This is a genomic window from Parageobacillus sp. VR-IP (genome assembly GCF_013357975.1).
Taxonomy (GTDB): domain Bacteria; phylum Bacillota; class Bacilli; order Bacillales; family Anoxybacillaceae; genus Saccharococcus; species Saccharococcus caldoxylosilyticus.
The window spans coordinates 224,593-242,896 of the sequence record NZ_JABVYQ010000005.1 but is presented as its reverse complement, the minus strand read 5'-3'; the positions used below and the strand labels follow the sequence as shown (position 1 = coordinate 242,896).

General features: G+C 47.4%; 21 protein-coding genes. 3 read left to right on the top strand and 18 right to left on the bottom strand.

The window, feature by feature from the left end; all coding sequences use genetic code 11:
- Positions 1-12: 12 nt before the first annotated feature.
- Positions 13-1,509 (bottom strand): RecQ family ATP-dependent DNA helicase, encoded by a 1,497-nt coding sequence (locus tag HT574_RS14300; RefSeq protein ID WP_175245106.1) that lies wholly within the window; start codon positions 1,507-1,509, stop codon positions 13-15.
- Positions 1,503-2,555, bottom strand: coding sequence for a YpbB family protein (locus HT574_RS14295; protein ID WP_175245105.1), 1,053 nt, complete (start codon positions 2,553-2,555; stop codon positions 1,503-1,505). Before HT574_RS14295 ends, HT574_RS14300 begins: the two co-directional genes overlap by 7 nt.
- Before the next feature lie 282 nt (positions 2,556-2,837).
- Here HT574_RS14295 and HT574_RS14290 point away from each other — a divergent pair, with 282 nt between their 5' ends.
- Positions 2,838-3,086, top strand: a complete 249-nt coding sequence (locus tag HT574_RS14290) for a ferredoxin (RefSeq protein ID WP_003249499.1) — start codon at positions 2,838-2,840, stop codon at positions 3,084-3,086.
- A gap of 37 nt (positions 3,087-3,123) precedes the next feature.
- On the opposite strand, the gene HT574_RS14285 is transcribed toward HT574_RS14290, so the two are convergent.
- Positions 3,124-3,297, bottom strand: coding sequence for a hypothetical protein (locus tag HT574_RS14285; protein WP_017435344.1), 174 nt, complete (start codon positions 3,295-3,297; stop codon positions 3,124-3,126).
- Positions 3,298-3,410: 113 nt separating this feature from the next.
- Here HT574_RS14285 and HT574_RS14280 point away from each other — a divergent pair, with 113 nt between their 5' ends.
- Positions 3,411-3,914 carry an inorganic diphosphatase gene (locus HT574_RS14280; protein WP_175245104.1) on the top strand — a complete coding sequence of 168 codons (504 nt, stop codon included), beginning with the start codon at positions 3,411-3,413 and terminating at the stop codon, positions 3,912-3,914.
- Between the two features lie 181 nt (positions 3,915-4,095).
- Positions 4,096-5,670, top strand: coding sequence for a phosphoglycerate dehydrogenase (gene serA / locus HT574_RS14275; protein WP_175245103.1), 1,575 nt, complete (start codon positions 4,096-4,098; stop codon positions 5,668-5,670).
- 52 nt (positions 5,671-5,722) lie between these two features.
- Here serA and HT574_RS14270 read toward each other — a convergent pair whose 3' ends face one another.
- From HT574_RS14270 to HT574_RS14200, 15 genes are all read right to left on the bottom strand, one after another.
- On the bottom strand, positions 5,723-6,535 hold the full coding sequence (locus HT574_RS14270) for a histidinol-phosphatase (protein WP_017435341.1): 813 nt from the start codon (positions 6,533-6,535) through the stop codon (positions 5,723-5,725).
- 285 nt (positions 6,536-6,820) lie between these two features.
- Entirely contained in the window at positions 6,821-7,972 is a 1,152-nt protein-coding gene (locus HT574_RS14265; protein ID WP_175245102.1) for a GerMN domain-containing protein, read from the bottom strand.
- The gene (sigX, locus tag HT574_RS14260) at positions 7,950-8,495 is read right to left on the bottom strand and encodes an RNA polymerase sigma factor SigX (protein WP_042410950.1); all 546 of its coding nucleotides are present in this window, start codon (positions 8,493-8,495) and stop codon (positions 7,950-7,952) included. Before sigX ends, HT574_RS14265 begins: the two co-directional genes overlap by 23 nt.
- Before the next feature lie 128 nt (positions 8,496-8,623).
- Complete coding sequence (locus HT574_RS14255; protein WP_175245101.1) at positions 8,624-9,337, bottom strand: AIR synthase related protein; 714 nt, start codon at positions 9,335-9,337, stop codon at positions 8,624-8,626.
- Positions 9,330-9,827 (bottom strand): ECF transporter S component, encoded by a 498-nt coding sequence (locus tag HT574_RS14250; protein WP_175245100.1) that lies wholly within the window; start codon positions 9,825-9,827, stop codon positions 9,330-9,332. Before HT574_RS14250 ends, HT574_RS14255 begins: the two co-directional genes overlap by 8 nt.
- Positions 9,824-10,399, bottom strand: a complete 576-nt coding sequence (locus tag HT574_RS14245) for a cob(I)yrinic acid a,c-diamide adenosyltransferase (RefSeq protein WP_081161275.1) — start codon at positions 10,397-10,399, stop codon at positions 9,824-9,826. The genes HT574_RS14250 and HT574_RS14245 overlap by 4 nt, the downstream gene beginning before the upstream one ends.
- Before the next feature lie 14 nt (positions 10,400-10,413).
- Positions 10,414-10,830 (bottom strand): bifunctional adenosylcobinamide kinase/adenosylcobinamide-phosphate guanylyltransferase, encoded by a 417-nt coding sequence (locus tag HT574_RS14240; RefSeq protein ID WP_175245099.1) that lies wholly within the window; start codon positions 10,828-10,830, stop codon positions 10,414-10,416.
- Positions 10,764-11,417 (bottom strand): histidine phosphatase family protein, encoded by a 654-nt coding sequence (locus tag HT574_RS14235; RefSeq protein ID WP_175245098.1) that lies wholly within the window; start codon positions 11,415-11,417, stop codon positions 10,764-10,766. The genes HT574_RS14240 and HT574_RS14235 overlap by 67 nt, the downstream gene beginning before the upstream one ends.
- Positions 11,375-12,163 (bottom strand): adenosylcobinamide-GDP ribazoletransferase, encoded by a 789-nt coding sequence (gene cobS / locus HT574_RS14230; protein WP_175245097.1) that lies wholly within the window; start codon positions 12,161-12,163, stop codon positions 11,375-11,377. The genes HT574_RS14235 and cobS overlap by 43 nt, the downstream gene beginning before the upstream one ends.
- Positions 12,163-12,720 carry a bifunctional adenosylcobinamide kinase/adenosylcobinamide-phosphate guanylyltransferase gene (locus tag HT574_RS14225; protein ID WP_175245096.1) on the bottom strand — a complete coding sequence of 186 codons (558 nt, stop codon included), beginning with the start codon at positions 12,718-12,720 and terminating at the stop codon, positions 12,163-12,165. The genes cobS and HT574_RS14225 overlap by 1 nt, the downstream gene beginning before the upstream one ends.
- Positions 12,717-13,787: a threonine-phosphate decarboxylase CobD gene (gene cobD, locus HT574_RS14220; protein ID WP_175245095.1), complete on the bottom strand. Its 1,071-nt coding sequence runs from the start codon at positions 13,785-13,787 to the stop codon at positions 12,717-12,719. Before cobD ends, HT574_RS14225 begins: the two co-directional genes overlap by 4 nt.
- The gene (cbiB, locus tag HT574_RS14215; protein ID WP_175245094.1) at positions 13,744-14,715 is read right to left on the bottom strand and encodes an adenosylcobinamide-phosphate synthase CbiB; all 972 of its coding nucleotides are present in this window, start codon (positions 14,713-14,715) and stop codon (positions 13,744-13,746) included. Before cbiB ends, cobD begins: the two co-directional genes overlap by 44 nt.
- Positions 14,712-16,196, bottom strand: a complete 1,485-nt coding sequence (locus HT574_RS14210) for an adenosylcobinamide amidohydrolase (protein ID WP_175245180.1) — start codon at positions 16,194-16,196, stop codon at positions 14,712-14,714. Before HT574_RS14210 ends, cbiB begins: the two co-directional genes overlap by 4 nt.
- On the bottom strand, positions 16,196-17,251 hold the full coding sequence (locus tag HT574_RS14205) for a FecCD family ABC transporter permease (protein WP_175245093.1): 1,056 nt from the start codon (positions 17,249-17,251) through the stop codon (positions 16,196-16,198). Before HT574_RS14205 ends, HT574_RS14210 begins: the two co-directional genes overlap by 1 nt.
- On the bottom strand, positions 17,217-18,179 hold the full coding sequence (locus HT574_RS14200; RefSeq protein WP_175245092.1) for an ABC transporter substrate-binding protein: 963 nt from the start codon (positions 18,177-18,179) through the stop codon (positions 17,217-17,219). Before HT574_RS14200 ends, HT574_RS14205 begins: the two co-directional genes overlap by 35 nt.
- Positions 18,180-18,304 lie beyond the last annotated feature (125 nt).

The following is an 18,304-nucleotide window of genomic DNA, read 5'->3' as shown; positions in this document are numbered from 1 at the left end:
CTACGCCTCGCTTTAAAAGAAAATACGCTGCAATTCGACCCGCCAACCAAGGAAACGGGTAGGGTGTTTTTCCTCGTTCGTACGCAAGTAGCCGTCTAATGACAGTCCGCAACAATCACAGCACTGCTCCGGCTTGTCCGTCAGGGTCTGCCCAAAGGTCTGGACAATCGCCTCGCGCCGGCAGGAACGACGAAAAATCCATTTTTCCATTTCCTTCAACTTTTTCCGCTTCCATTGCCGGCGTAGTTCGATGTTCTTTGTTACTTTTCCATATAGGCGGTCAATTTCCTGCTTGGCAAGCGGCCGGTTGGAAGAAAAAACCCCTTCTTTTTCCAAAAAGTACGTAAAAATCCGCTTCTGGACATCCGTAAACAGACACATATCCATGTATTGCTCGACATCATCTCGGGAAGCGCCATATAATAAATTTTCACACAGCTGTTTCACCTGCGCGTCGTCCGGCAGTTCCGCTTCCATTAGCGATTGTATCATGCCATCGTCCCCATTGGTATATAGTAAAATCGCAATGCTCTTTTCTCCGTCGCGCCCCGCCCTGCCGATTTCTTGAAGATATGCTTCCATTTGGCCGGGCATATGAAAATGAAGAACAAAGCGGATATTTTCTTTATTGACTCCCATGCCAAACGCAGCCGTGCAGCATACGATGTCTAACTGACCGCGTAAAAACTGCTGCTGCACCAGCATCCGCTGTTCGGCATCCATGCCTGCATGATAATACGCCACCCGCTCGATTCCTTCCTGCTGCAGTTGGCGCGCCATCGTTTCTGTCCATTGCCGGCTCGAAAAATAAATGATTCCAGGGCCTTGAAGACGCTTGACATAGTCGAGCAAGCGGTCCACTTTTTCGGAAAGTGAGCTCAACTTTTCTACCTTGATTGCGATATTCGGACGGTCGACGGAATGAATATGGCAACGCAGCGGAGAAAGCTGCAAAATATCGATAATATCATTCATCACTTCCGGAGGCGCTGTAGCTGTCAATGCGAGGCACGGCGGAGACCCAAGCTGGCGCCGGATCTCCCCTAACTTTAAAAAATCAGGACGGAAATCATATCCCCACTGAGAAATGCAGTGAGCTTCATCGACGACAAATAAAGAAATAGGAGTATTCGTTAAGGCAATAAGCAGCCGCTCCGACTGCAGCATTTCTGGAGAGACATAAATAAAGCGAAACTGATCGAGCTGCTCAAGCGCCCGCCACTTTTCCCTTGTTTCTAAAAAACTATTAAAGGCAATGGCCCGTTTTTCCCCGCGCTCCCGTAGCTGCCGCACTTGATCTTCCATGAGCGAAACAAGCGGAGAAATGATCAAGACGCTGCCTGGCAATAAATAGGCCGGAAGCTGATAGCAAAGCGATTTTCCTCCGCCCGTCGGCAGCATCGCCAACACATCATATCCGCGCAAAAGGTCTTCGATAATCTCCTGCTGTCCTTTGCGGAACGAAGAATAGCCGAACTTTTTCTGAAGCAGTTGCGTCAACGTCACCACATTTCCCCTTCCTTTGCCAATACGAGGCGGATTTCAAAATAGCTGACGTCGTCACCGATCGCATCGCGAATTCGCTTTAATTTGCGAGTCTTGAGCTTTCGCGCCGTCTCGATAATTTTCGCCGCCTTTTTTTCATGCACAAACGGCGCGATTGAAAACTGTGGAATATTGGCAGCAATTTCCACGACATGATCTTCAATCGTGCTTCTTTTTAAACGGCGCAGCCGCGCAATTTCGCCGAGCGATTTCCCGCGCAACAGCCATTCATACGTTTTTTGTGCGGACAGCGTCAGTGGTATAGGTAATGACAATCCGTGCATTAATTCATATAAAATAGAGGAACGGTCCGCTTCTGCTGACGCCATCATGTAATGAAGCACATTTTGAAATTGAAACTGAACGCATACGCGATCTTTTTGCAAATACGATGCAATTTGTTCGTTCGTCCAGCCGATTCGCTCATAACTCGTCAAACGCAAGGTAAACACCGTCGCCTCTTCTTCGGAAACATCATCGAGAAGACAGTATAGCTCCCCATAAAGCGTTTCTGCTAATGTTCGCACCGTTCTTCGCTGTGATAGTAAATAGCGCTTCACCCACATCAATGTTTTTTCATGGCGGTGAATCGGCTCAAAACTGGTGTGGTGAAGGAGGTTCGATAATGTTTGCACAAGCAGGGACAAACGGTACCAAAACCATTTTTCCAAGTCGTGATAGCGCCATCCATTGAGATGCGTCGGAAAAAATGTCCGCTGCAGCTGTTCATCCAGCCATCCTCTTCCTTTTTCTGTCAATATATAAGCGCGATTTTGCACAGGGACAATCAAGCCGTTTTCGAACAACGACTGTGCTGCTGCCTCGATCTCGCTGAACGTAATATCTTTCCATACGCCAAAAAACGGCGCAAGCTGAAACCATTTACTGTCCTGCAGCGTTTGCGCTGACTTTTTTCCGGAAAATAAATGATAGACCGCCGCCAACGACCTTTCGCCGTTGAAGCGGTGCAGACAAAACGACAGCAAAAACGCAGCATATCCGTCTTTCATGTCAGCTGCTCCTTTACGTAAATCTACATTTATTGTAACAGAATTACCCACCTTGTTTCGCGCATAAAGTTTTTCCGTTTAGAAAGAATGCATAATAGGTAAAGTAGGCACTGTTTTTTATATAAAAGTAGGCACTGTTTATATATTTAAAAATGCAGTTGTGACATTTTTATGTTGAAAAGTTTCTGAAACAGCCTTATTATAAAATTGAAAGTTCATTTCCGAGTATAGAACACGGAGATGACTCGTCCGTTTCGAATAGAACTTGGGGAGGTTTTTATCATGCCAAAATATACGATTGTGGATAAGGAAACATGTATCGCCTGCGGAGCGTGCGGCGCGGCGGCTCCAGACATTTACGACTACGATGAAGACGGCATCGCCTACGTTACTTTAGATGATAATCAAGGCATCGTAGAAGTTCCGGAAATTCTGATCGACGACATGATGGACGCCTACGAAGGCTGCCCAACCGAGTCGATTAAAGTCGCCGATGAGCCGTTTGACGGAGACCCAAATAAATTTGATTGATAAACATCCCCCCTCTTGCCAACAATGCAAGAGGGGTTTATTTATGTTTTGCCGAGAGTGTTGATTGGTCAATAAAATCAAGCGAAATGGATGCAAAAGCTGCTTTTCCGCGGGCAAATGCATTTGCCGGCCGGCGTTCTCGTCCATCTGTTACGACAGAAAAGCGTGAATCGTCTGAACTGCTTTCCATCGCAACATGAAATATTTGCAAGCAATGGATCATCCACATTCACGTGTTTGCGAACGGCCTATTTCTGTAGTTGCTACCCTTTACCATCTATTCTATAATAGAAACGCATACATAATTTAAAGGAGGAACGTGTTGTGGCATTCGAAAATAAAGTGGTTGAAGCATTTATCGAAATTCCGGCAGGAAGCCAAAACAAGTACGAATTCGACAAAGAACGGGGCATTTTCAAACTAGACCGCGTCCTGTACTCACCGATGTTTTATCCAGCAGAATACGGATATTTGCAAAACACGCTCGCTTTAGACGGCGACCCGCTCGATATTTTAGTCATTACCACCAACCCAACGTTCCCTGGCTGCGTGATTGACACACGTGTCATCGGTTATTTAAACATGGTTGACAGCGGCGAAGAAGATGCAAAGCTGATTGGCGTTCCGGTTGAAGATCCGCGTTTCGACGAAATCCGCAGCATTGAAGATCTTCCGCAGCACAAATTAAAAGAAATCGCCCATTTCTTTGAGCGTTATAAAGATTTGCAAGGAAAACGGACGGAAATCGGCACATGGGAAGGTCCAGAAGCTGCTGCCAAATTAATTGAAGAATGCATCACCCGCTACAACGAACAAAAAAATAAATAAACAAAACAGCGCCCAAGTCTCCATAACGGCTTGGGCGCATTTTATTAAGCAAAATCCGAACATTCGATGATAAAAACGTTTACATTGGTATGACTTCTTTTCATATCATTGACAGAAAGCGCTTTAGTATGGTAAATTATCAGAAATTTAAAATTCTTGAATAAGAAAGGAGCACATCGACGTGTTTCGCATTTTAGTTTCCGACGCAATTAACGAAGAAGGATTAGCCCCACTACGAAAATCCGAACAAATTGAAATCGTGCAAAAAAATGTCAGTGAAGCAGAAAACGAACTGCATGAATTTGACGCCTTGCTCGTTCGCAGCGCGACAAAAGTGACAGAAGAACTGCTTTCAAAAATGCCGAACTTAAAAATTATCGGCCGCGCCGGCGTCGGGGTTGACAATATTGATGTAGAAGCGGCGACAAAGCGCGGGATTGTCGTCATTAACGCGCCAAATGGAAATACGATTTCCGCCGCCGAACACACTTTTGCAATGATGGCCGCGCTCGTACGCCACATTCCGCAGGCGCATATTTCGGTCAAATCGCGGGAATGGAACCGCTCCGCGTTTGTTGGCATGGAGCTGAAAGGAAAACATTTAGGCATCATCGGATTCGGCCGCATCGGCTCTGAAGTAGCGAAACGTGCGCGCGCCTTTGGCATGACCGTGCACGTGTACGATCCGTTTTTAACGAAAGAACACGCCGAAAAACTCGGTGTGTCGATTCATACGCTCGATGAGGTGCTCGCTTGCGCCGACATTATTACCGTGCACACTCCGCTGACAAAAGAAACAAAAGGACTTCTCGGCGAGAAAAATTTGGCAAAAACGAAAAAAGGCGTGTATCTCATCAACTGTGCCCGCGGCGGCATTATTGACGAAAAGGCTCTCATTCCGTTTTTGCAAAATGGCCATGTGGCCGGGGTCGCCCTCGATGTCTTTGAACAAGAACCGCCGGGAGACCATCCATTATTGTCGTTTGATAATGTGATCGTCACTCCGCATCTTGGCGCTTCTACTGTCGAAGCGCAATTAAATGTCGCTACTCAAGTTGCCAAGGAAATATTGCAGTTTTTAGAAGGAAAACCGGTTACATCTTCTATTAATCTGCCAGCCTTGTCCAAAGACGTATACGAGAAAATTCAAGCATTCTACCATTTAGCGAAGAAGATGGGCATGATTGCCTCACAATATATGAATATTCCGGTTCAAGAACTGTCCGTTACGTATGCAGGAACCGTCGCCGATTTAGAAACGACTTATATCACGCGCAGTCTGCTCGCTGGATTTTTACGGCCGCGTGTCGCTTCGACGGTCAACGAAGTGAACGCCGCCATGATCGCAAAGGAACGGGGAATTACGTACGGCGAAAAGTTTTCTGACGAAACACACGGCTATGCCAACTGCATCTCCCTTACCGTTCATGGCGAAAATAGAACATTTACGATCAAAGGCACGCACATTCCAAACTACGGCGACCGCATCGTCCACTTTGACGGATTTACGATTGATTTTGCGCCGGAAGGACATCTCCTTTACATTCAACACCAAGACCGCCCGGGGATGATCGGAAAAGTCGGAAACGTGCTTGGCGAACATCAGGTAAACATCGCCACGATGCAAGTCGGACGACAAGAAGCGGGCGGCAGGGCGATTATGTTGCTTTCGCTAGATAAGCCAATTGATGATGCTGTTATGCAACAATTAACCGAAATCGAAGATATTGACACCGTAAAAAGATTAGAAGTGTAAAACAAAAAAGGAATGGGCACGACCCCATTCCTTTTTTGTGTGAGCACCGCTTTTATCCTAGCGGCACCGCCTTCCGTTCCCCCTTATGAAACGTCATCAACTCCGTATAACCAACACTTCTCGCAAGCGCAATCGCTTTGTCGTAATCTGCCCCTACATGCTCAGGGACATGCGCATCGGAGGAAAGCACAATTGGGATGCCTTTATCGTAGCACATTTGCAATAGCCGTTTATCCGGGTACAGCTCGCCAACCGGTTTCCGCAGCCCTGCTGTGCTGATTTCGACGCATGTTTTCGAATTTGCCAGCGCGGTTGTCGCGCGATCGTATTGCTCTAGCAAAAATTCTTCATCTTCTGGAACGTATTTAAATATTTTGACCAAATCCAGATGACCGATAATATCGAATAAATTCGACTCAGCCAAGGTGACAACTTGGTCAAAATATTTGCGGTATGTATCGTATAGATCCCTGCGTTCCCATTCTTGACGGTACTCTGCCAAATCAATGCCAAAATCATCAACCCAATGAATTGAACCGATCACATAATCAAACTCATAAGATTGGATAAATTGCGCCATTTCTTCATGTTTTCCCGGCGTATAATCCATTTCAATGGACATTTTTACGTCAATTCCGGCATCCCACGCTTCATGGAACAGCCGGACATAGTCATCCATATCATAGTAACGGCGCGCGTCGACCCATGGATTGGATAAAATATTTTTTGTTTGGTAAAAATGGTAGGCATGTTCCGATATGCCAAAATGCTGAATTCCCTTTCTTGCTGCTTCATCCGTAAATTGCCGCAAATATTCGAGGGTCAGCGTTCCCCGCTCAAGATGATTGTGATAATCGGTTAACATGTTTCTCTCTCCTCCCTCTACGTTTCTATCATTATATCGCATAGAGATGAGGAGGACAACGGTTTTGCGAATTTTCGCACATTCACCCCGCCATACCAACCATAAATAGCAAACGAATGCAGGCAGCCATGCCTGCCACAACAAGCAAACGTCTCATCACATCTCCCATCATCCGTTCCTCCTTTTCGTTATCATTCCGCCATATATTGTATTATGTGAAAAAAGCGGCAAATAGAACGTTGCCATTGCTACATTAACAAAATTGTAACAAAAAACACTTCCTTTTTATTGGGCAGATGCATATACTGTAATCGGATTTGGACCAACGGGTACGGCGATTTTTTTCCCAAACATATACGGGCCAATTTGCTTGACTCCCCCGCCTTTAAATGTAACGGTGCGAAAGCCGAACTCTTTCGCCGTAAGCAAAATCGCCTCCATCATCCATTGAATCGATGGCAGTCCGTTTAGCTTGGAATCTTCCGTAAACTGGATCACAACATGATCATTCTGCACGCTCACCTTCTTAATGCGAACCCCTTTTGGAACAGTGGAGCGCAATGGCCCACCTTCATCTTTTTTCATCTGTTTTAATGCTTCTAAAAACGTCGAAACATGCTGCGGCGACGGAACAAGAAACACAGAATGCGTCGAACCGGACCAATATAAATAATACGCCCGCTTCTTATTCGGAATTTCCATTTCCTTTATATATCCTTTATGATGAAACGCCATTCCTTCCTTCTTTTCAGTAAAAAAACGGATTTTCTTTCCACCCATCCAGCGAATCGTTTCTTCAACGCTGGCAAGAAACAATGATTCACCCATCGACCCTTCGGAAAAAACTGGATGTTGTTTTGACACCCGGACCAGCCAGACTCGATTGCTTTCACGAGAAGGGGCAATCGTGACACCATTAAGCAGCCGCTTTGATAACCCCCATTTTTGTTCATCAATTTGTGATTTGGCCATTTTGAGCTGCTCAGCCGCTTGTTCATATTTTTTTACCGGAACGCTAATGGGAATGATGATTTGCGACTGTTGATCAGGGATTCCTACTACGACAATATCTTGATCATTCAATGCATCTTTGGTCACAATGTGCGATAAAAACGAATTGTGCTCCCTAGCAGACAAAAGCGTTTGACTCTCCTTTGCCGGCTGTTCCGCCTGTAGCGTTATCATATGCCGATCTAACTTCTCAGAGCTTTTTTCCGGACGTTGTGTGAATGGAAGGCTAGGTGCATAGATCGCCACCACAGACACCGCCGCAACGACGGAAATCAGTGATGGAAGAAACCAGGCTTTCCAGCATGCCGTTTTTCTTGCTTTGATTAATTGTTGATATATTTCTTCCTTCGAACGATGATCTTTAATCATCGGCATCTGCTGTAGCGTATGCTCAAGGCATTCGTCATTCCACCGAAACTTTTTCACGCTGTCCTCTTCCCTTCTCCATTTCTTCTTCCATATACTTTTTCAACACTTTCAACGCCCGGTGCTGCGTCGTTTTGACTTTGCTCTCCGTCCATCCTAACGCCTCCGCTGTCTCCGTAATCGACAGCGATTGGATAAAGCGAAGCACGATAACAAGCTGCTGATCGATCGTACAACGTTCTAAACAACGGTACATTAGCTGAATCTCCTCTTTTTGAATCGCGATTTCCTCCGGCAGCGGCTGTCCATCACCAAGCTGTTCTTCACTCCAATCTAATTTTCCTAATTTCTGCTGCCGGCTTTTTTGTTTGCGGAAAAAATCGATCGCCACATGGCGTGCAATCGACAGCAACCATGTTTTTTCACTGCTTTCCCCTTTAAACCGCTTATAAGAACGCAGTACTTTTATGTATACTTCCTGAACGAGATCTTCTGTCTGCTCTCGATTTCGTACCATATAAAATAAAAAATTAAAAATATCATCATGATACTTTTCGTACAACTCCTCAAAGACGGAGTCCATCCTTTCTCCTCCCATTCTACTTCATTTGTCGCCGCGACAAATCGTTTCGTTACAATCATGATAAAATTTCCACGCGAAAAAAGGAAGAATATTGCAAAATATTCTTCCTTCTTTTCTCTTCCATTTTACTAATCTATGAAGAGCGGAAAAAATAAACTTTTGGCAATCTTTTTGACTTCCTCTTCCACACAAGGATGGTAACTAATTAATACAGCGGTAGACGGACCGGCAGAAGCAAAAAGGGGCAGCTTGCAGGAACACGATGAGAAAGCAAGGCCGTTTGCCTGCAGCAATTGCTGCAGTTCGTAATAAATTCCTTTTGAACCAATCGGGACAATTTCATAAATATACGTTTGTCTCAATAATGCTTGAAATAACGAAAGAGAGAGAACTCGTTCATTGCGCTTCAACACTTCATCACCGACAAGGGGTTCGCCGATTACCGCAAATTTTGCGTCTTTTGGTGTTATTCCGACCCGTTTCCGCTCTGTTTGCACCGTACCAACAACCGTTATGCCAACAGCGGACTGAAGCGTTGGAAAATTCGTTTCACTGCTCCCGATGACCGGAATGTCTATATGTAATTCTTGACACGTCCTGCGAATGCCATTGCAAAGTGTTTCCCACGCTTCATCATGCACAAAATTTTGCAGTACCACGGCATGCGGCTTTGCTCCAACACTCAATACTTCCATGAATGCAACGCGCGCAGCGAAATACGCAACGACATCATATGGAGCGTGTACAATATCCTTCTCTTTCTCTCCAATAGCTGCCGAACCATCCGCCGCAACGACTAACTCTGTGCCATCGTAAAAAGGTACAAACAATACATCACGCACGTGGCATCTTCTCCGATTCCATGATTGTCAATTTCCAAAGCACCGGAATAACGAGAGATGAAACAATGATGTTCGCAGCCGTCGCAGCCGCCAAAGAAGGAATAATCGCCAAAACAAACGCTTTTCCCATCCATAAAGCAAATGGAAGCGGCGCTAAAAAGGTGTTGCCAACAAAGAAAAGGAAAAAAGCAGCCTTTTTCCATTTATGTTGATATAGCCAAGCAAATCCATATACAAGCGCTGCCATTTCCACAGCGACTAGCAAATGAAACGCTCCTAACGGAAACCCTGCAAAAAACGCTGATATGAAATGACCAAACGCGGCAACGAGAGCGCCGCTGTTCGCTCCAAGAATCGCTGCCGCAACAAGTGCTGGAGCGCTATCCAATGCAATGCTGCCAAGCGAAGTTGGCAGCTTCAATAACGAACCGATCACCGATAAACTAATCAACACGATTGTCGCGGCAAATCGTTTCTGGCTTCCTATCATTTTTTCTCCTCCTTATCGCGAAACACGATGGCGCTCCGTTCATATTCGACGTCTTTTACTCCCAAACGCGCGTTAATGACACGGGCAACAGCAAAAAAGTAATCAGATAGACGATTCACATATTGCAATACAATTTCATTAACCGGCTCCGCTTTGCTCAAAGACACGATGCACCGTTCCGCTCTTCTTGTTACCGTACGGGCAACATGAAGCGCCGCTGCAGCCGGGGAGCCGCCAGGTAAAATAAATTTTTCAAGCGGCGGAGCTTCTTTCACATATTCATCGATACGCGTTTCCAAAAAGGCTACCATATCCGCCGTTACTTTATACGGAAGCTTTCCATTCACAATGGCCAAGTCGCCGCCGCAATCAAATAATTCATGTTGAATTTTTTGCAATTCAGCGTAAATATCTTGAAATTTCTCCTTATCTAACAACGTCATCGCCTGCCCGACAAATGAATTTACTTCATCTAACGTACCGTACGCCTCCACGCGCAGATGGTCTTTATCGACACGTCCGCCGATTAAACTCGTTTTCCCTTTGTCACCTGTTCTCGTATATAGCCTCATATCGTTTCTCCCCCTTATTTCATTCGTTCTACTAATCCACACCAAACACGATCAACGCGGTCGCAAAGCTGCGTCAATTGCTGGTAACACCAACCGGTTACATCGCGCCATAATCGTTCCTCTTTTTCCACCGGGACAACCCCCTGCGTAATGTCTGAACCAATCCACACAACCGTTCGTCCAGAATCTTGTCGTTCCCACTCATGCCACATTTGAAACATACGTTTCCAATAAGTTAAATCTGGAATACGCCGAATCGCTGCTTCCAATCCTTCCATTACAACGATTCGTTCGAGTATATTCACATCTGGTTCGCCATATTCGCATTCATATCCGTTATACCAAACGACATCCTTCCGTTCTGTTATTCGGTAGTAAGTGCACGCCCATTTTCGTTTTCCTTGAAAAGCACCTCCGACAATGAAATGCATCGTTTTTTCTCCTTCCACCTCTCAAGCGTCGATTGCAGTGTAAACCCGCCGCCAAATGGCACTGCCCATTCCCAAAACGGCCGTTCTACCGGAGCGTAGCGTTCCAATACGTAACGAATCGGGCCGCCATGCGTGACGACGGCGACATGCCTCGCGTTTGTTTGTTCGGCAAGCAGTATGGTTTGTTCAAGCGCTTCTTCCACCCGCCGGCAAAAAGCTTTGTAGCTTTCCCCATTGGGCGGCGCTACGGAAAACGGAGAATGCAGCCATTGCTGATACTCTTTTATTTCTTTCAACTCTGGAAAAGTTTTTCCTTCCCAATCGCCAAAATTTATTTCCCGCCATTGCTCCATTTCGCATTTCGCGCCGCAATAGTTTCTAAACAACCTCTCGCACGTTTGCCGGCAGCGCAGCAAATCGCTTGATACAAGCAAATCAACAGGCTTGAAAAACTGCAAGTCTGCTTGGAGAAGCCGTGTTTTTTCCTGCCCTGCAAGCGGCACATCCGTATGCCCAATATATCGCCTTGCTTCATTTTCCGGCGTTATACCGTGACGTATGAACGTAATAGCCAAATAATAAACCATAGCCACGTCTCCATCCCTTCCACAAACGCCCCAAGCGTATCACCGGTAATGCCGCCAAATTGTCTTTCAAAAAATAAACGTGCAGCGAAAGCAGCAAATATGGTCCCGCATGCTAGAAAAATAATAGTGTTAAAAACAGAAAAATGGGTAGCGCATAAACATGCGAGCAAACAGCTGCCAATTGTCATTGCGGCATGCGCATCGTAACGATCGGCATGTTCCCGAAAAGCAGCAGCCATGCCGGTTTGCTTCGCTGGTTTTCCGCAAATAAGCAGCCATGCCATCGCTGTTCTCGAAAACACCGGAATAACAGCAATAAGAAATATATCAAAATCGGAACATATTGTTTCAAACATAAATAAAAAGCGAAATGAAAGCAAAAACAAAATAGATAATACCGCAAACGCTCCAACGCGCGAATCGCTCATAATTTCTTGGCGCCGCTTTACATCCCGATACGAAAAAAACGCATCGCTGACATCCATCCAACCATCGGCGTGCAAACCGCCAGCAAGCCAAACCGACAGCCACATAAGAAACAGCGCCAGAAACAGCGGAGAAAAGGAAGAAAAAGCAGAAAACAGGTAGTACATCACGGTCGCGACAGCTCCGATGATGGCGCCGATAAGCGGGAAAAGACGGACGGACCAGCGCGCTACGTCACCGTTCCACTCGATTTGCCTCCGAACCGGAATCACCGTTAAAAATTGCAACGATAATAATAACCCGCTCCAAGCTGCTTTCATCAGAACAACTCTCCTTTTTTGACCGTTGCCACCCCGTGCTGGACTAAAACAGCGACCTCCGCTTCCGCGACAATTTTCTGGTGAAGCCAGCCGAGCATTTTCATATAGTGATAGGTCCCGATATCAGCGGGTACTCCCCCGCAAAATAATTCATTGGAAACAATAATCAACGCTTTGCACGCTCCCGCCAGCCGCTCTAGCGTTTCCCACATGTACGCCGCTTTACGGAAACATAATTTTTCCTCTTTCCAGCTGCCATCACGAAACAGCTCATTGGCGAGCCAATTAGTCAAACAATCGAGCAGCACGACATCTTCTTTCGTAAACGATCCGACCAGCTGGTCAAGACAAACAGGTTGCTCCCACGTTGCCCATTGAATCGGCTGTTTCTCCCGCCGCTTTTGGTGATGGATGATGCGTTGCTTCATTTCATCGTCATCAGCGCTTGCCGTCGCAATATAGTGCAAGGAGAATTCCGGGATCGCTAGCTTTCGCGCGTACCCTTCGGCCACTTTGCTTTTTCCGCTGCGGACGCCGCCGCTAATAAACACCATCATGTTTCCCACCGCTTTAACACATGCAATAATTCGTCATTTTCTTCTTTCGTTTTCACGGCAAAGCGCAAATAACGACCGTCAAGACCAGGAAAATTGACGGTATGGCGCGGCACGATTCCTTCCTTTAATAAAGAAAAAAATAGTTCTTCTGTTGGACACCCCGGCCGCCGCAATAAATAAAAGTTAGCGACAGACGAAGAAACAGAATAGCCATATGCGCGCAATATGCCCGTGATTCTTTCCCTTTCTTGGGCAATCATTTGCTTCGTTTGCGCGGCAAACTCCTCGAGCGGCAAAAAACGGAGCGCCAGCTGCTGGGCAATCTGGCTTACACTCCATGGAGGCTGCAACGCCTTTACTTTTTCAATGACTGCTTCATTTGCAGCCATATAGCCAATACGCGCTCCTGCTAAATGATGGATTTTCGTTAAGGAGCGCAACACGATTAAGCGGGAAAAGTCATTTATCCACTGCATTGCCGTAAAGCCGCCAAACCAAAAAGGGTAAAACGCCTCGTCAATCACCGTAAACGTCCTTGCTTCCTCCGCCGCGGCAAGCAACGCATAGAGCTCATCTTCTTTCATCACCGTTCCCGTTGGATTGTTTGGATGGCATAAAAAGAGAATATCGACTTCCTCTATTAATTTCATTAACTCCTGTTGCTCATATTTCCAATTTCGCTCTTCCGTTGCAACAAGCAGGACAATGTTACAGCCGTGCGCCTGACAGGCGCGGCGATACTCGGAAAACGTCGGTTCGAGAATGCCGGCCCGTTTATTGGCAAACAGTTTGGCGAGCAAATAAATGCACTCGGAAGCACCGTTGGCGATAAGCAATTTTGCTGACGATACCCCTTCTGTTTCAGCAAGCAGCTCCGCCAACTGCCGCGCCTCGGGATCGGGATACTCCATCGCCCATTGGCAAAACTCCGCCTGCGAAGGCCAAAGCGATGGCGGAAGCATATACGGGTTCGTATTGACGCTAAAATCGATGTACCTTTCCGGAAGCGGAATATTGCAGTATTCATATAGCTTGCGAGGATTCGCCCCATGCGCCGGTAAACGCAACGATCATCCCTCCTATCAACAATAGCAGCACAAACGACAAAACGGTCACCACCATAATTCGGAGCGCTCGGCGAATATGATTGGTTTGCAAAGGAACAAGCGGGTCACCGATCGTCGGCCGCCTGGAAACGACGCCGTGATACGTATTCGTTCCGCCAAGCCGCACGCCTAAAAGCGCCGCCATCGCCGCTTCCGGCCAGCCGCTGTTTGGGCTTGGATGCTTGCGGGCATCGCGAAGCAGCACGCGCCAGCAGTAGCGGAACCGCTTGCCGCTATGAGCGAACACCATGACGGCCGCTGTCAGACGCGCTGGTATATAATTCATGACATCATCCAGTCTTGCCGACGCCCAGCCGAACGCGCGGTATGTATCATTTTTATAGCCGAGCATCGAATCGCACGTATTGACAGCGCGATAAAAAAGCGCCAATGGTGCGCCGCCGATCCATGCGTAAAACAGCGGCGCGGTAATGCCGTCGCTTGTATTTTCCGCCACCGTTTCCACGCAGGCACGCACGATTTCCGGTTCATCCAAGTTTTCCGTATCGCGGCCGACAATCATGCTTAACTCGCGGCGCGCCTGCTCCATATCTCCCCGCTCGAGCGGCAGCAGCACATTCCATGCCGCCTCTTGTAGGCTTTTCGTTGCAATCGTGGTAAAAATCAGGATCGCTTCTACGACAACCCCAAAGAGCCAAGAAAGCGAATAACTAATTTTGACGGCAAGCAACGAAATGATATACACCGTTCCTGTTACTGCCGTTACCGTCACAATTCCTTTTACGCGCCGATATGCTCCTTTGTTTAATCGTCGGTCAAAAAAAGAGATAAGCGCTCCCATGCCCCGCACCGGATGCGGCAGCCAACGCGGATCACCGAGCCAAAAATCAAGCATCAATGCCAGTGCAATCGCCAGCAGATGGCTCATGAAAAATCCCTTCGCTTTCGATATCGACGCAGCGCTTCCTTTGTTGCTTCATAAACGACGCGTCCGATTGCTTGGCCAATCGGGGTGATCGTTCCCGCATACGAAAAAGCGGTGCCCGTCTGCGTCGCGGCAATGACGATGCAATCGGTCGAAGTACCCGTCGCATACGTGTTCGTCTCGGGATCAAGGACGTTTTCTTCATACAATGCCTTCACCTTTGCTTCCGTCGCTGTCATCACCGCTTGCACATAGGCAGCATCGGTTAACGTCCCATCGATAAAAATCATCATATTAATGGTTCCGATTTTTTGCTCGAATTGCGCCCGTTTCCACGCATGCGCGGCATCGACGGCATTTCCTACTCCCGCCGTCACCACCGCCCAGAGCGAAAACTCGTCTTGTTTTTCATATATGCAAACGGCATCATGTATGTCGACTGCCGTCATCATTCCAATCGTACTGGAAACAGGAAGCCCTCGTTTCCGTAAATATTGCTTCATCTCTAATTCCGCATCTTCACGGTTATAGTCTTTGGAAACTTGCCGGTTGACAAAATGGGTCGCCCATTGAAACCCAGAGCCAACAAGCGCGGAAGACAGCACTTTGAGCGGCTCCGCCGCAGTGATGGCGATGCAGTCGTCCATCGTTGTCCATGTAAGGAGTTCAGGCAGCCCCCGCTGTTCGATGGCCGACAATCCTCTTTCTGGCAAAAAGGCCAGCAGTGGCTTGGAAACGGTCGGATGTGCCTGTTTGTTTACCGGAGATTGAAACACGGAATGGAGAAGCGCCGGCTCCATCAGCTCTTCCGGCGTGCCAAGCGCAACCGCCTTCCCCTCTTTTAGCATTAAAAGCCTGTCGCAATATAAACTGGCGATATTCATATCATGAAAAATGGCAATCACGGTCAGTTTTTTCTCTTTTGCCGAACGAACAAGCTGATTTAATAGATGGAGCTGCTGGGTAATATCCATATGATTCGTCGGCTCATCGAGCAGCAGCAGTTCAGGATTTTGCGCCAGCGCCCGCGCTAAATAGGCGCGCTGGCGCTCTCCTCCGCTTAAGCGCTCGATGCTCTCTTCCGCTTTTTCGGCGAGGCCGACTTCATGAATCGCCGCATCGACCGCCTGCTCATCTTCCTCCGTCCACATCGGAAATAAACGATGCTGATGGGCGTACCGCCCGAGCTCCACCGTTTCTTTGACCGTATAGCCAAACGCCACATCGATCGTTTGCGGAAGCACCGCGGCAAAACGAGCCCACTCTTTATGCGAAAAAGAAGGGAGCGGCCGCCCGTTCACGGTGATACTGCCGCTTTGCACAGACAGCTCTTTGCTTAATAGCTTTAACAATGTCGTTTTCCCGCTGCCATTTGGCCCTAAAATGCCAAATATTTCCCCTTTTTCTACCGTAAAGGTGATATCATGAAGCACTTGTTTACGCTGATAGCGGTAAGACACGTTGTTTACTTCCAGCACATCGATCACATCTTTCTTTTCATTCTTCGGAAAAATAACAACGCAAACAGCGGAGCGCCAATCAAGGAAGTAATGACACCAATCGGCAATTCGCGCGGCGAAATGATCGTGCGCGCCAGCAAATCGGCAAGCACGAGAAATGCCCCGCCGTATAGCAAAGACAACGGCAACAACAAACGGTGGTTCGGACCACAGACAAGGCGGACCATATGGGGAACGACGAGCCCGACAAATCCGATCGTCCCCGACACCGATACAGCCGCCCCTGTCAATAACGAAGCCCCCGTTAAAATCATGATTTTGCGGCGCATCACGTTCACCCCGACATGGAGCGCCGCCGCTTCGCCAAAGGCAAACGCATTAAGCTCGCGCGCATTCAGAAGAAGCAAGACGACTCCGAGCAGAAAAAATGGAAGGAGAAGCACCGTATATTTCCAGCCCCGCATCGCGACGCTTCCCATCAGCCAGGCAATAATTTGCCGCAATTCTTCCCCGGTCAGCGCAATCATCAAAGAGATAAGGGCGCTGAAAAACGCTCCAAATATAATCCCGGCCAAAATGATCGTCTCCACCGACATTTGCCGTTCCACGGCCCTTGTAAATAAAAGCACAAGCGCGAGCGTCGCCAGACCAAATAAAATGCTGACGATCGGCAAAGTAAACGTACCAAAGAGCGGCAGTTGAATACCGAAAAAAATGACGAGCACCGCACCGACGGAAGCGCCGGATGACACGCCGAGCGTATACGGATCGGCAAGCGCATTTTTTAACAGCCCTTGAAACGCCGCGCCCGCGACCGCCAACGACGCACCAACGAGAAACGCGAGCACCACGCGCGGAAGGCGGATCATCATCACGATTTGCACAAGATCATCGGGAGCATCGCCGCCGGACAGCGGCAATCCAAGCCAGGCCGAAAAAAGAATCTTGATAATAGTAGAAAAGGGAATCGATAACGAACCTATCGATATCCCTAATAAAAGCGAGACCGCCGCAACCGTTACAGCAATGATATACATCGATACATTACTTAAAGATTTCCGGGTAAATGACTTTTGCAAGTTCCTCTACTCCTTCAACAAGACGCGGGCCCGGACGGCTGACTAAATCGGTATTGACATCATATACCCGCTTATTTTTCACCGCTGGAACATCTTTCCACGACGCGCGTTCTAACACCTGTTTCGCTCCGCCGTAGGTAGTAACAATCACATCCGGTTTGTATGCCACCACTTTTTCTTCCGTCACCATCGGCCATCCTTCCAGGCCGCCGGCAACGTTTTTCGCCGAAATGTCCTGAATCATCTCATCTATAAACGTTCCTTTTCCAGCCGTATAAATTTGCGGCGGCGGCGATACTTCCACCCATACTTTCATTTGCTCTTCCGGTTTAATTTGTTTTGCCTTTTCTTTTATTTCTTCCAGTTTCGTTTTCATATTGTTGATAATTTCTTGCGCTTTGCCGGCAGTTCCAGTTGCCTTGCCAATCAATTCGATCGAATGGTATACATCAGCAAACGATTTCGCATCATTGACTACTAGCACCGTAATGCCTGCATCTTTCAGCTGCTTGAGTCCGTCTTTTGAGTTGTGCGCGCCTGACGCATGAGCGAGAACTAAATCCGGTTTCAACGAAATAATTTTTTCAATGTTGAAATCCATGCCGCCGATTTTTTCTTTCTTTTTCACATCTTCCGGATAGTTGTCAAAATCGCTGACACCAACGATTTTGTCGCCTAATCCCAACGCATAGGCAATTTCCGTGTTGCTTGGAATTAAGGAAACGATTTTTTTCGGTTCTGACTTAATCGTCACTTCTTCCCCTAATCCATCTTTCACCGTTACCGGAAACGCGGCTTGTGATTGTTCCGTTTTTGTTGCTTCTTTGTTCGCAGGCGCTTTGCTTTCGTTCGCCCCGCTGCATCCGAACAATAGGCCGAATGTCAGGACGACGACAAGCAGCGCGATGTACTGTTTCCACTTTCTCATTGCTGTTCCCCCTTTTTACAGAAATAAAAAAACTCATTCCGAATGGGAATGAGCAAGAAACGGCAATATGTATGCATAAAGGCAGCCACCGTTGCCGTTTCCTACTCTCACCCCCCGAAGATTAG